This is a genomic window from Bradyrhizobium sp. CCBAU 051011 (assembly GCF_009930815.1).
In the GTDB taxonomy this organism is placed as follows: domain Bacteria; phylum Pseudomonadota; class Alphaproteobacteria; order Rhizobiales; family Xanthobacteraceae; genus Bradyrhizobium.
The window spans coordinates 5,996,864-6,009,918 of record NZ_CP022222.1 but is presented as its reverse complement, the minus strand read 5'-3'; the positions used below and the strand labels follow the sequence as shown (position 1 = coordinate 6,009,918).

General features: G+C 60.0%; 14 protein-coding genes, 1 tRNA gene and 1 pseudogene. 12 read left to right on the top strand and 4 right to left on the bottom strand.

Annotated features, from left to right (window positions below):
* Positions 1 to 5: 5 nt before the first annotated feature.
* Positions 6 to 1,166, bottom strand: a complete 1,161-nt coding sequence (locus ACH79_RS28095) for a hypothetical protein (RefSeq protein ID WP_161853829.1) — start codon at positions 1,164 to 1,166, stop codon at positions 6 to 8.
* Positions 1,167 to 1,416: 250 nt separating this feature from the next.
* Between ACH79_RS28095 and ACH79_RS28090 the strand changes: the two genes are divergently transcribed.
* Together ACH79_RS28090 and ACH79_RS28085 are read left to right on the top strand one after the other, a co-directional pair.
* Positions 1,417 to 1,662 carry a zinc-finger domain-containing protein gene (locus ACH79_RS28090; RefSeq protein WP_057833775.1) on the top strand — a complete coding sequence of 82 codons (246 nt, stop codon included), beginning with the start codon at positions 1,417 to 1,419 and terminating at the stop codon, positions 1,660 to 1,662.
* Between the two features lie 7 nt (positions 1,663 to 1,669).
* On the top strand, positions 1,670 to 2,872 hold the full coding sequence (locus ACH79_RS28085) for an FAD-dependent monooxygenase (RefSeq protein ID WP_161853828.1): 1,203 nt from the start codon (positions 1,670 to 1,672) through the stop codon (positions 2,870 to 2,872).
* Between the two features lie 92 nt (positions 2,873 to 2,964).
* On the opposite strand, the gene ACH79_RS28080 is transcribed toward ACH79_RS28085, so the two are convergent.
* The gene (locus tag ACH79_RS28080) at positions 2,965 to 3,408 is read right to left on the bottom strand and encodes a twin-arginine translocation pathway signal (RefSeq protein ID WP_161853827.1); all 444 of its coding nucleotides are present in this window, start codon (positions 3,406 to 3,408) and stop codon (positions 2,965 to 2,967) included.
* A gap of 188 nt (positions 3,409 to 3,596) precedes the next feature.
* Here ACH79_RS28080 and ACH79_RS28075 point away from each other — a divergent pair.
* From ACH79_RS28075 to ACH79_RS28065, 3 genes and pseudogenes are all read left to right on the top strand, one after another.
* Positions 3,597 to 3,683, top strand: a tRNA-Leu gene (locus ACH79_RS28075).
* 522 nt (positions 3,684 to 4,205) lie between these two features.
* A pseudogene (locus ACH79_RS28070) lies at positions 4,206 to 4,403 on the top strand (UvrD-helicase domain-containing protein); the annotation flags it as partial.
* 270 nt (positions 4,404 to 4,673) lie between these two features.
* Entirely contained in the window at positions 4,674 to 5,147 is a 474-nt protein-coding gene (locus tag ACH79_RS28065; RefSeq protein WP_161853826.1) for a hypothetical protein, read from the top strand.
* 4 nt (positions 5,148 to 5,151) lie between these two features.
* Here the strand turns inward: ACH79_RS28065 and ACH79_RS28060 are convergent, their stop codons facing one another.
* The gene (locus ACH79_RS28060) at positions 5,152 to 5,436 is read right to left on the bottom strand and encodes an HIRAN domain-containing protein (protein ID WP_161853825.1); all 285 of its coding nucleotides are present in this window, start codon (positions 5,434 to 5,436) and stop codon (positions 5,152 to 5,154) included.
* A 250-nt stretch (positions 5,437 to 5,686) separates the two neighbouring features.
* Here ACH79_RS28060 and ACH79_RS28055 point away from each other — a divergent pair, with 250 nt between their 5' ends.
* The 7 genes from ACH79_RS28055 (at position 5,687) to ACH79_RS44340 (ending at position 11,073) form a co-directional block, all read left to right on the top strand.
* Positions 5,687 to 7,711, top strand: coding sequence for an AAA family ATPase (locus ACH79_RS28055; protein WP_161853824.1), 2,025 nt, complete (start codon positions 5,687 to 5,689; stop codon positions 7,709 to 7,711).
* A 275-nt stretch (positions 7,712 to 7,986) separates the two neighbouring features.
* Entirely contained in the window at positions 7,987 to 8,322 is a 336-nt protein-coding gene (locus tag ACH79_RS28050; protein WP_161853823.1) for a hypothetical protein, read from the top strand.
* A 201-nt stretch (positions 8,323 to 8,523) separates the two neighbouring features.
* Positions 8,524 to 8,796 carry a hypothetical protein gene (locus ACH79_RS28045; RefSeq protein WP_161853822.1) on the top strand — a complete coding sequence of 91 codons (273 nt, stop codon included), beginning with the start codon at positions 8,524 to 8,526 and terminating at the stop codon, positions 8,794 to 8,796.
* A 117-nt stretch (positions 8,797 to 8,913) separates the two neighbouring features.
* Entirely contained in the window at positions 8,914 to 9,249 is a 336-nt protein-coding gene (locus ACH79_RS28040) for a hypothetical protein (protein WP_161853821.1), read from the top strand.
* 53 nt (positions 9,250 to 9,302) lie between these two features.
* Positions 9,303 to 9,719, top strand: coding sequence for a hypothetical protein (locus ACH79_RS28035; RefSeq protein WP_161853820.1), 417 nt, complete (start codon positions 9,303 to 9,305; stop codon positions 9,717 to 9,719).
* Positions 9,720 to 9,722: 3 nt separating this feature from the next.
* Complete coding sequence (locus tag ACH79_RS28030) at positions 9,723 to 10,385, top strand: SOS response-associated peptidase (protein WP_161853819.1); 663 nt, start codon at positions 9,723 to 9,725, stop codon at positions 10,383 to 10,385.
* 493 nt (positions 10,386 to 10,878) lie between these two features.
* Complete coding sequence (locus tag ACH79_RS44340) at positions 10,879 to 11,073, top strand: hypothetical protein (RefSeq protein ID WP_246738162.1); 195 nt, start codon at positions 10,879 to 10,881, stop codon at positions 11,071 to 11,073.
* Here the strand turns inward: ACH79_RS44340 and ligD are convergent.
* Entirely contained in the window at positions 11,051 to 11,938 is an 888-nt protein-coding gene (ligD, locus tag ACH79_RS28025) for a non-homologous end-joining DNA ligase (protein ID WP_161853818.1), read from the bottom strand. The genes ACH79_RS44340 and ligD overlap by 23 nt on opposite strands.
* Positions 11,939 to 13,055 lie beyond the last annotated feature (1,117 nt).

Below are 13,055 nucleotides of genomic sequence, written 5' to 3'. Positions count from 1 at the left end.
CAAGTCTAGCCGTGTGCGACGGCGCCCGCCAGCGCCGGAGCGGACGGCACGCATGTTGCCGCCGCTTGCTGTCTCAAGCGCCGCGCTTTCTTGCGGCGCAGCCACGCTTCGGTTGCCCGCTCGGTAGTCGCCTTGATCGACGACAGGAAACCGAACAGCGCCAACAGCGCGCCGAACACCCACATCGTCAGATTGAAGGCACCGGTTGCCAGCAGCAGCGCACCGCGGCCGAGCACCTTCAGTATAGCGCGGGTCTGGCTGCCCTTGGACTCGGCAAGCCGCGCGGCGCGGGCGACATCCTTCGGCCCTTGCGCGATGCGCAGCGTGTCGAGCGCCCCGCGCGTGCCGGCCTTCTCGCCGACGCGTCCAACGTCCTTTGCCAGCCGCACCAGCGCGCCGGCCTTCTCGGCGCGGAACGCCGCCTTGATCGCGCTGATGGTCTGGCCGGGCCGCAGCACCGAGCCCTTTGCGACCGCCTGTTGCAGCGCGGGCGCATCGACGACCTCGCGCGCGGAACGGCCGGCCCATTTGGTCAGCCCCTCGCCCAGCCGCCCGACCTTGCGGGCGTCCTTGACCATGGAAAGCCCGGCGCGCACCGGTCCGAGCCCGCCGACTGACACGTAGGTCGCGGCGGTCACCGCAAGCCCAACCGTCGCCAAGCCCAATATCAGCCGGTCTACCTCCTCGCCGGTCGCCAGGTGCTTGCCTTCGCGCACGACGTCCCTGATGTCGCCGAACACGAAGAGATCGCCGGCGACCGTGCCCGACAGGCTCGCGACATCGTCGGCGTTGCCGGTCACGAGACCGGTGGCAAAACGTTTGGCAAAATGCGAGGCCGAACCCGCGTCGGTAACGGCATCGCTGACGCGCTTCGACAATTCGTCGCTGACGACAATGCCTTTGTCGCGGGCGAGTTCGACAAAGCTATTGGCGAGATCGGAATCGCCCTCTGCGAGTGCGGCGTCGATGTTCTCGGTGATGAGCGCCTGATTGCTCCGCAGGGCGGAATTGATGTGGATGTCGGACAGCGCCGCGGGATCGTCCTGTGCGGCCAGAATGGCGCCGGCCTCGCGGGCGTGCGGCCACACCGCGGCGCATACTACCGCGCTGAGCGCAAGGCATCCCAACGCCCCTGCCAGAGCCGAACCGAGTCGCAATCGCCTCATCCAAAAAAGCCTAATGTTTTCGTCTTTCTCTAGATGGTATCCCGTTTTTAAGACACAACTGCCCCGACGAAAGAAGGGCTTTTCTCCGACGACAAGATTGTGTCGAATTTGCATGAGCAAATGTGCGGCGGGGACACCCCGAATCGGCTCTAGGAATCATCGGCACCCCCCACTATGGTGCGCGGCATTTCGAACCTGCCGCTTCGCGTTGATTGCGTGCGCCCGTCGTTGCTATCCAAGGTGAAACCCGATGTCCGACCATGTCGTCCCGCATTTCCATAACGACGCCGGGGTCTCGGTAATCGAGATCGGGTCGCAGGAATTCATGTGCGTGGGCGCCAACCCGCCGTTCGACCATCCGCACGTCTTTCTCGACCTCGGCAACGACAATGAGATCATCTGCCCCTATTGCTCGACGCTGTACCGCTTTGCCGCCGACCTCGCCGCCGGCGAAGCCCGGCCGCCGGAATGCGTCCTGAGGGACAAGGTCGCCTGACCCTTCAGTGGCTGCCGCGCGCACCATCATCGTTGCTGGTGCCGGGATCGGGGGATTGACGGCAGCACTTTCGCTCGCAGCCAAGGGCTTTCGCGTTATTGTCCTGGAGAAGGCCGAACGGCTGGAAGAAGCCGGCGCCGGGCTGCAGCTTTCGCCCAACGCCAGCCGGATCCTGGTCGACCTCGGCCTGCGCGCGCGGCTCGCAGCCCGCGCCGTGACGCCCGAGGCCGTCAATATCATGAGCGCCCGCGCAGGCTGCGAGATCGCCCGCCTGCCGCTTGGCGAGGCCGCCGGCCTTCGCGCCGGCGCACCCTATTGGGTGATGCACCGCGCCGACCTGCAAGCCGCCCTGCTGGGAGCGGTCAACGACCATCCGGACATCGACCTCAGGCTCGGCTGCCAGTTCGAAGACGTGACGTCGCACGCCAAAGGGCTGACCGTGGTGCAGCGCCGCGGCAACGCGCGGCAACAGGAACTGGCAGCGGCGCTGATCGGCGCCGACGGCATCTGGTCGGCAGTGCGGAACCATCTGTTCCCGGAGGTGCAACCGCAATTTTCCGGCCTGATCGCCTGGCGCGGCACGCTCGATGCGACGACGCTGCCGCGCGAATATACCTCGGCCCGCGTACAGCTCTGGATGGGACCGGATGCACATCTGGTCGCCTACCCGATCTCGGGGGCGCGGCAGATCAACGTGGTCGCGATCGTGCCGGGAACCTGGAACAGGCCGGGCTGGAGCGCACCGGGCGATGCCAACGAACTGAAGAGCGCGTTCGCCTCGCAGCGTTGGCCTTCGACCGCGCGCATGCTGATCGGCGCGGTCGACGGCTGGCGGCGATGGGCACTGTTCACCCTGCCCGACATCGGCGAATGGACCGATGGCGCGATCGCGCTGCTCGGCGATGCCGCGCATGCGATGCTGCCGTTTGCCGCTCAGGGCGCGGGAATGGCGATTGAGGACGCCGCCGTGCTCGCCAAATCCTTAAGCGAAAGCCCCGGCGACAATATCGCGGGCATCCCGGCGGCACTCAAGCGCTATGGCCGGCTGCGGCGCGGCCGCGTACTGCGGGTACAGCGCGCCGCGCGGCAACAGGGGCGGATCTATCATCTCTCCGGACCGCTGGCGCTAGCGCGCGATCTCGCCATCAAGGCGATGGGCCCGGAGCGCATGGTGGCGCGACAGAACTGGATCTACGACTGGCGGGTGTAAGCGTTTCGGCAGAACGGCGGTGGTCCCTGATATCGTGGAGGCCGTCATCGGGCGAGCATTCCCACGACCAGTTGGATCATCCAGGCTACGCCCTAATTTGCGCTACCCGCAGCCTTCGTGCGGCCCTTCTTGGCTGCGGGAGCCGGCGCGATTGATGGCGGGGTCGGCGCCGGCCTGGCTTCCGGTTGCGCTTCATGGCAGCGGTTCTTCTGCCAGGCCTCGTCGGCCAGCTTCGACTGTCCGCGCAGCGCGATGTAGTCGTTGCGGTAGGCCATCTCCGCCACCACCGGACCAGCGACGCCGGTTTCGGCCTTCTTCATCAGCCCCTGCAACTCGGCGGTGCGCGCAGCGAGGCTCTTGCGCTCCGGCTCGAGCTGCTTGCAATCGTAGAGGTCGTATTTGGCGGGATCGGCGAAGGCCGGCGAAATGGTATCGCTCATGCTGGCGCAGCCGGACAGGCCGGCCGCAAGCGCAACCAGCGCCAGCGCGGCAAGACTGCGCGAGAATAACCGGCGATGGGACAACGAGTTGGGCATCAGACCTTCGTTAGGTGGATTATGTTGAGATTGCCTAAAGCTCGCCGCAGGTAAACACCCCAAGTGTCCGCATTGAGGCTTTGCTTTGGGGCGTGCGCTCACTTAAAGGTGGGGAGCGTTTGGGCCGGAGATTATCCCAATTTCACTTCTCCGGAAAACGCGCTAAGTATCTGATCTCCTGAGACTAAGCGGACGTGGCGGAACTGGTAGACGCAAGGGACTTAAAATCCCTCGATGGCAACGTCGTGTGGGTTCGAGTCCCACCGCCCGCACCACGTTGAAACATCAGCCAAATTACCGATTTTGCCCACGTTTTTAATGCCCGAACATTTCCACAAAAATCGATCGAGGGTATGTCCCAGGGTATGCCCATCGAGAGGTCGCTGTTAGCGCCTCGTTTTGCCGCCGCTGTCCGGCACCGCGCCACGCGAAATAACGCACCGGTGGCTCGCGCTGCGAAAAGGCGGGCGTCTGAACCCAGTTGATTGCGCAAACCGAACCAGCCCGCGCGCCCATGCGAAGCATGTTCGTTCAGGTGCCGATGCACACCCGCTACGCACGCGCGTCGAGGTGAGCGTGCCCTATATCGCTGCCCCATCGCCGACGGCGGGAGATACTACGTAGAACCCAAAGGCCTCGAAGATGTCACCGAGCGCCGGCGCCTCCCCACTGCTCATGTTGCGAACCAAGAGCAGCACATCATAGCGAATCTACCCAGAGCCATGCCACCTCCGAGCGGAGGTCTAAAGGTTGCGATCACCGCAGGAATCATCGACTGTCGGCTATTCCGACAATTGATGGCGCCCAAGGTGCAGACGGCAACCTACCTCGAAACCCTCAACCCCGAGCAGCGGCGAGCCGTCGAGCACGGAGCGGCCGGGGGAATGGCGGCCCCGCCCCTGTTGGTCATCGCCGGCGCCGGGTCCGGCAAGACCAACACCCTCGCCCATCGGGTCGCCCATCTGATCGTTCAGGGTGCCGGCCGAAATCGAGTACCGTGCAAAAATCAGCGGAGGACAAAGTACGGTATCCGTTTTCAAGGAATCAAGGGAGGACCTGAAGCCGAAGTGAGGATCATCCGTCGACGGTTATTCACGTTGTTAGAATCTGTGCGGATGACCGCGCGGCGATAAAAGGCGCGTTCACCTACAGGTACGGCCACAGGCTAACAATCAGGCGGCGATATTGCTCGCAGCGATTTTTCTTGAGAGCTTCGCAGACCGTGCGAACCTCGGATGTAAGCCGAAAGGGACTGAAGACAACGGATGACCGATTTGCAGCCACATCGCCAGCCGCGCCCGACTGCACCGCTGTCTGCTGGAGCGAGGTTCATTCGCGGCTTCACACGCATCGGCGCAGTTGTTGCCGTGCTGGTGGCGCTGATCGGTGTGGCAACCACCGTTGTCATTGCCTACGACAGGCACAACTCAGCGGAAACGTCCTATCAAAGCGCCAAGTGCATCGCGAGTCTGGCGCGGCTGGGTTACCAGTTCAAAAAGAAGGAATACAGCAACGCTCTCGACTACAGCGTCGAGGGATGCTCTGGCTACTATCACTCGTACACTCCGCTCAACGAGGTGATCGCCATTGCAGCCAAGCCAGCGCCGACGTTCGTGACAGGCGACGCTCCCTCGATCCTCGGTTGGGGCCTTGTCATCACCGGCCTGATCGCCATCGTTGCGTATCTCGCCTTCTGGGCGATTGGCTGGCTATGCGCTGGTTTCACGCGGGACGCCTAACTCGTCATTTCATTCGCGGGGGCCACGCGAGATTCAGCTTCACGCCAAAATGCGCCGATGAGCCATCATCCAGTTCGAAGCCGCCAACGATTTTGGCGCTGCATTGGCCGCTGCTTTCTCCCAGCGCCGCTCTGTACTCCAAAGCCAACTCACGCGGGAGATAGCCAACGCCGCGAGATTTGATCTCGACCCGCACAGCGTTAGGATCGGCAGCATTGTCATTCTCGGGGACCAACGCGGCGCTCACCTTGATGTCGTAACCAGAACCGCCGTTCTTTCGATAGAGCATCTGAAGCACATTTTGATAGTGCGATTCACCAACACCGGCACGACCCAGCCGCGCCCTGGGCGCAAGGCTGCTAGCCTTTGCTCAAAGCCGAATAGCCTTCTCAAGAATCCCATTTCGCACCCCTCAAGGTGATCACAGTAGCCCTGTGAATAGCCGGGACAAACGTCCCAACTTTCGTATTGCTACCCTGCATTGTGTCATCGTGTAAGCTCCCGATTCGCAAGAACTGGGACCACCATGGGGGAAGATTTTGAAACTTACCAATTTTTCCGTTGAGAATTTTCGGTCGGTTGCATCAAGCGGAAACATTCCAGTCGAGGAGCTTACAGCTCTCGTTGGCCGCAACGAGAGCGGCAAATCGAACCTGTTGCTCGCACTTGAGACCGTCAATCCCATTGGCGGGCAAAAGGACCTCGATCCGGTCAAGAATTTTCCGCGCGGGCGACATCTCAATGAGTGTCATCCAAAAACCGTCGTCGTCAGCACAATCTGGCAACTTGATGCTGCGCAGATACAAGAACTCTCAAAGGTTCTTCCGGATCATGCGCCTGTCAAACAGGTCCATATCATTCGCAAGTATCATGCGAAACAAAGCTCCGTGGATTTAGTAGGCATCAAACCGCCAGTGCTTGACCCGAAGAAAGTAACTAGCCTTGTTCGCCGGGTGATGCCTGTCATCGAGGGGGTTGTCTCGGATATTCCAGAGCCCCATCTTGGGCCAGCCAAGGCCGCTATCGAGGCGGTCACCGACGCCGTCAACAAGCAAGACGATGCGCGTGCGTGGGGCCAAGCGGTGGTGCAAACGTGCAAAACCCTCCGCGGCGCGATTGGCGCTGGCGGGGTTACACTTGACGAAGCACCTGATGCGTTGCTCGCTGAACTCGAAGATTTGGCAACGAAGCTCTCCACATTCGAAGAGGCACAGGGGAAAGCAAAGGCGCTTGTTCTTGGCTGGGTCCCCACCTTCATCTACATAGCAGATTTTCCCGAACTATCGGGGCACCAGAATCTTGCTGAGTATGTGAAGCGGCGCGACGATAACCAGCCGGAGACCGAAGCGGAGAAGAATTTTGCACGGCTCGCAAAGGTGGCGGGATTTGACCCCAAAGAGATCAACTCTCTTCAGAGTGACCACGAAAAGCGTCAGACACTTCTGAGCAGGGCCAGCGCGCTCATCACACAAGAAATGCGAAGACTCTGGAAGGATCGAAGACTTACCGTCCGCTTTTATGCCGACGGACCACACCTCGATACGTTGGTTTACGATGAAAATGCCGACTATCCGGTTGAGGTAAATCTCGATGAGCGCAGTCGTGGATTCCGGTGGTTCTTTTCGTTCTACGTCACCTTCTCCGCCGATACTCAGGGAGGCGCAGCCAGCAACGCGGTTCTACTGCTCGATGAGCCCGGTCTTTACCTCCACGCGCGCTCGCAGGAGGATTTGCTCAGCCACTTCCGTTCTGACTACAAGAATCAGATCGTCTATACGACGCACTCGCCGTTCATGATTCCGCCGGACACGATTGAAATTGTCCGCACTGTCAACATTTCGGACAAAGGCACCGAGGTCACTAAAGACCCAAGCGGCGACGCGCGCACCCTTTTCCCTCTCCAGGCAGCCTTGGGTTACAACCTCTCGCAGACACTATTCGTCGGTACGGCTAATTTGGTCGTCGAAGGCGTCACGGACTTCTGGATTCTCTCTTCAGTCAATGATTACCTTCGCGAATCCGGAAAGGCTCCTTTGGTTGAAAAGATGGTACTGACGCCTGCCGGAGGTGCTGGCAAGGTGAGCTACATGACATCCCTTCTGGCATCGCAAGAGCTGGACGTGATTGTTCTTTTAGATGATGACAAGGCAGGGCATGATCAACGGGATGAACTCGTAAAATCTAAGATCTTGCGCGAAACCTCGTTGTTATTTACCTCCGCCGCGTTCGCTACCCCTCCCGCTGAAGCCGATATTGAAGATGTAATTGACCCGACCGTCTATGCTGAACTGGTCAAGAGAACATTTGCCCAAGAGCTAAAAGGAAAGACCCTCAACCTTAACGCCAAGATTCCGCGCATCGTGAAGCGGTACGAGGAAGCATTTCAGGCGGTGGGAATTAATTTCTTCAAATCACGGCCAGCGCGGGAATTCATGATTCAGATGGGGAAAGACCCATCGAAGGTTTTGACTGCCCCGAGCATTGAGCGGTTCGAACGACTCATCGAGGAGGTGAACGCCCGCTATGAGAAACACAAAGCGGCGGGCCGAAAACCCTTCCAATAAAAGCTAGCGCACCGGGCTTCCGCCAATGGCCTCAAGATTCATGTCGTCGCCGTCGAGAGCTCGGCCGCTTCGCAAGCGGCGACAGGATCTGGGTGCCAACGGCTGACACCGAGACGCCGCATGCGCAGTAAGTGCGAGTTCAGCGGACTCGCGACTTATGGCTTATGTTGCGGCGACCTTCTGGAAAACAGGATCGATTCAAATTTTTTAAACCAAAGAATTGTGTGCAAATGAGACATACAGTCCTCCTCGCATTTTGTTTCGCTGGCGTTCAAATGTTTGCACCAGCCCCTTCGTTCGCCGACGTGCTGAGATGCAAGGTTGAAGGCTACAGCGAAGACATCTTCATCACCACGTCGCCCGACACCAATTCCAGCGACGGCCAATTCGCCCGGATCGGCATCTCCCGCGGCATCGGCAACAGGGCGATCGTTGTCGCCGATCGCATGGGCGCTACCGCGTTCGTTGAACTGAATGCCGACGACACGCCGGTCGGCCTGCTTACGGTGCAGAAGGATTTGCGCGTGATCAAATCGAGTCACTCGATCGATCCCTTCGGCATGGTTCTGGCACCTTCCCAGAATGCGGGTGTGTGTACCCGCTCACGCTGAACTGATGTCAAGATGACATTACGCCAAAGTAGGAATCGACAGCATCACCGCCCGGGTGTGGTCTGACGCGCCACAGGCCCTGTCAGCGCCTCACACATCATCGCGGAACACCTCGCCCAAGCATGTGCCAAGTCAGGTGCGGACCCCTCCTTTCGCTGACACGGGCTGGCGGTCCGCACCGCTTTTGTCATGGAGGTCGCAATGATCCCGAACGACGATGATCGGTCACTTATCCACGAATTATCCGCCGCCGAAATCGCCCGCGTTGTCTGTCTGGATTGCGGCGTCAACGTCATCGAGATCGGCGACTATTGCATGCTGTCGCCCAAGGTCTGGAGAGACCAGTTGGGTCTCGGCTGGGACGATAACCTTTGCATCGCCTGCATCGAGAAGCAGCTGGGCCGCAAACTGAAGGGCCTTCATGACATCTGTCCATTCCGTCCATCAAAGGCCACGGAAGGTCGGACACGCTGATGGACCGCCTTAATCCTCGCTGGCGGGAGCAAATGGCAGCGGCGCGAAACAAGAAAACGCGCAAGGCAGGCATGCGATGAAGCAGCCTGACCTTAGAGGCCTCGCGCCCGAAAGCTGGTGCTGCATCGACTGCAACATCAACACCGCGCCGGGCCTGAAGAGCCGGCAGCAGCTAGAACAGGCTGGAGCAATCAAGGCATCAGGCAGACCGTCAATGAATTTTCGGAGGTCTACACCGTCAAGGCCAAAGTCTGGGAGGCCGCCGGCATGGAGCCGATGGCCGGCTGCCTCTGCATCGGGTGCCTTGAACGTCGGCTTGGTCGGATGCTGACGCCGAAAGATTTCATGCGCAACCATCCGTTTGCTTCACTGCTGGTAACGAAGCGGCTGCTGGCGCGACGTGACGGACGACTCTCCACACCCACAATTCACCGTGGTTCCGGCGATGCCTGACTACCAGCCATAGGTCGATTTGCGCCAGACCCGGCGACCGGCTTTGATAGGCGATGGGCACCAAGTCACGGGAAGCCATTTACGGAGCATCGGTTCGGGCCGCCGCAGAACAGGCAGCGGATGCGCGCAAGATCGCCGACCGGCTGGCGTGCGAGGCGTGGAATAAGCGAATGCTTGGCTTTCAGGGACCGGCGCAGCCATCCCCGGCGCTCGGCGACGCGCTGAACGCCGGATACCTCTATCTGGAAGTCAAATGCCTTGGCTGTAGCACCCATCAGACCGTCGCGCTGAATATCGTCAGGCGACCAAAGACGACGCCGATCCATGAACTGGAGCGCTACATGCGGTGCAGGGATTGCTCCCGGCTCCGGCGGCGGCCGTACAAGCGCAGCCACCTGGTGGCGCTACGGCAGGCGAAGATTTCCGTCAACGACCCGGCGTCAACATGGTGGCCCGGCGAGCGAGACTGAGGCATGTGCAATCTTTATTCGATCACCACCAACCAAGAAGCTATTCAGCGCCTATTCCGGGTAATGAACAGGTACGTTGGTAATTTGCCGCCGATGACCGGCGTGTTTCCAGACTATCCGGCCCCGGTGATTCGCAACGCCGGCGACGAGCGCGAACTGACGATGATGCGCTGGGGCATGCCGCCGCCACCGCGCACCGGCGGGCCGCCAGTCACCAACATCAGGAACACGTCTTCCCCGCACTGGCGGATGTGGCTGAAGCCGGAGAACCGCTGCCTTGTGCCATTCAACAGCTTCGCTGAATACGCGCCAGAGCCGAACCCGGAGACCAAGAAAAAGGACGTCGTCTGGTTCGCGATCAATGATGATCGGCCGCTGACCTGTTTCGCCGGCATTTGGACCGAGTTCAAGGGTGACCGTGGCACGAAATCGAAGCCGATTCCGGGGCCGCACAATGTCTATGGATTTCTCACGACGTCACCAAACGCTGTCGTCGAGCCGATCCACCCGAAGGCCATGCCTGTCATCCTGATGACCGATGAGGTGCGCGATGTTTGGATGCGCGCGCCGTGGGACGAGGCCAAGGCGCTGCAGCGGCCGTTGCCGGACGATACGATCACGATCGTCGCGCGAGGTGCAGACAAGGAAGACAAGGCCGCCGCATGAAATACATAGCCGACCGAATGCGCTACCTTTAGTCCCGTGTCTAGGCTGACAACGTTCCACGGGGACGAGAACAGCCATGGACCTCCCGTTGTTCCTACGTCGGAGACTGGAGACCTGGAGAGGTGAGCCACTCCGACATCCGCGACGCAATAATGGCCTGTCTAGCCTTCCGCAGAATGCGCTGGCGCTCAACACCAGGAGGGATGAGCTTTGCTTGTGCTCGCAGCCTAGCAGCCTCTGCTTCGAGACGATCTTCCAGCGTTTGGGTTTGCTTGAAACGATTGCGCTTTATCATCACGCGGGTACTCCCTTGTTGACTAGGCGGGAGCGCAATGCGTTCTCATCACCGATAAAAGCCAAATGCCGCGCGGTGATGGTGAAGACTCTATGTCTTCAAAGATTCAAGCGACACAACAAACGTTAATATGGAACCCGAAGGGAGATCACGAAAAACTGCATTGAAATGACCTCGCAGTAATCCCACATCAAAGGGATGAAGCAATCCAATATTCTCAGAGAAAACGCTGACAACTGCCTGCGGCTCGCCGAAGGCCGATCAGACGAACCGTCTTTCAAGCGCTTTCAGCGCATGGCCGCAAGTTGGCGGGCATTGGCGGACGAACAGGACTGGCTTGATGGCGAAATCCAGCCCACCGGCCACGGTGCTATTTCCGAGACAACCCTTTAAATGAACTGGCCCGCAGCAAGCCTTCTGACGTGATGTCTCTGTATTCAACGTCCGCATAGAACTGCGGCTCTACCCATGTCGCCTTCGGCTTTCTGATGGGCTTGGTTAGCTTCGACTTCGGGCTGACGACCGTGTCGAGCTGCTTCCTGATCTGGCTGGAAACAGTACGAGACCAGCCTGTCCCGACCTTGCCCATGTAAACGAGTTCGTTGCCTTCCTTCTTGCCAAGATATAGGGCCGCGACACCGCTGGGGTCTTTGACAAAGCCGACAACAGGGAACTTCCCGTTTTGCACGGCTTTGATTTTCAGCCAGTTCTCACTGCGCTCCGACCGATACGCTGCGTCCGCCCGCTTCGAAATGATGCCTTCCCAATTCAGCTTGGCGGCATGCTCGAACATCTTCTGCCCATCGCCGATGAGATGTTCGGAAAACAGCACCGGGAGTTCGATGTCGTTTTCACCCAGCAGGTCTGACAGGAGTTGCTTGCGTTCGATCTGCGGGAGCTTGCGGAGATCGCCATTCCGCCAGAGGAGATCGAAGGCGTAGTAGACGAGCCGACCCTGTCTGCCCGCAGCCAACTCTGCCTGCAGTTCGGAGAAATTGGTTCGCCCTTCGTGGACGACCACTACCTCACCGTCGATGATGGCTTCGCCTTGAATAGCCAGCGCACCGGCAATCTCGGTGAAGCGCTTAGTCCAATCCAGCCCGTTGCGGGTGAAGACCTTCTTCCTACCCCGGTTGAGATGGACTTGCACGCGGTAGCCGTCATACTTGATTTCATGGAGCCACTGGCCGCCGTTCGGGGCCTTGCTCTTCAAAGTGGCAAGCTGGGGTTTAATGAACCCCGGCATCTCAATACGCATTGACACTCAGGAAACTCACAAAAGCCCGCCGCGCAATGGCGAGCATTTTACTTACTTCCTGAAGATCTCGAACAATCAGGGGAAGTGACCGCTCTCACCCACCATCGTGGCGTTGCGCCGAGGGCCGTTTGCAGGGTTTACCCGATCAGTTTCTGGCCTCGAAATACCGTGCTTCTACGGAATCGTCATTCCTATTGAACGCTATAAACTTACTCCTGCCAGCGTGGTGTTTTCATCCCGAACAAATTTGGGCTGGCGGAGGGCCGCAGGAATGCGGCCCTTTTGCCATCCGGGACCCGGTCGCTCGGAGCACAGGGCGCCTTGTTGGCGGATCGCAGCATGCCGCTTTCGACGTCGAACTCGCTGTGTGGATAGATCACGGCGGTCAGTTTCTGCAGCATCTCGACGGAGAGATCGGCCTTGCTGGCGGCGAACGCTTCCGGCGTGCGGGTGACGATGCCTCCGATCTCGCTCGCGATCAGTGAGGGCGCATGCGGGCTGCGGTTACGAGCGTGAACGGCTTTGCGGAGGATATCGGTCCCGGTGACGATTGGCTCCGCGGCTTTCTTCTCGAACAGGGCTCATCGATGATCTCCTCATTAACCGCATGATGCACGCGCTCCAACTCGGTGATGAATCTGCCGAACGCGGTGGTGCGGTGCGGCTCGACCGGTAGCGGCCGCGGCGTTGGGCGAGAACCGCGGAAACGGTGGTGCCTTGGTGTTCGGATGCCGCGGTACGCGCGGTGTCGGTTGTTGTGGCGCCGCTTCCGGCGCCCGCTGCGCGTTGTTGAGTTGGCGCAATTGCTCGATCACCGCCTGCCTTGAGAACACTGTTACGCACCAGATCGAGGACGTCGCGCGGCCGCTACTGCACACAGCGAGACCCTCGCGTCGCTTATCAAGACGACACTGACCGAGCTGCGTCTGGCATCGATGGCTAGTTGGGCGGGAATAGTACGTAAAGCACGAGCGCGGCCATCGCCGCCGTGGTGACGACTTCCAAGACGATCGCAAAACGAGATCGCTGCATAACGGAAGCTCTACCAGAAAAGCTCCGGCGCGGGGCCGGCGTGCGGCCGGTACTTGCGCGGGCTTGAAGAAACTGCTCCGGCGGG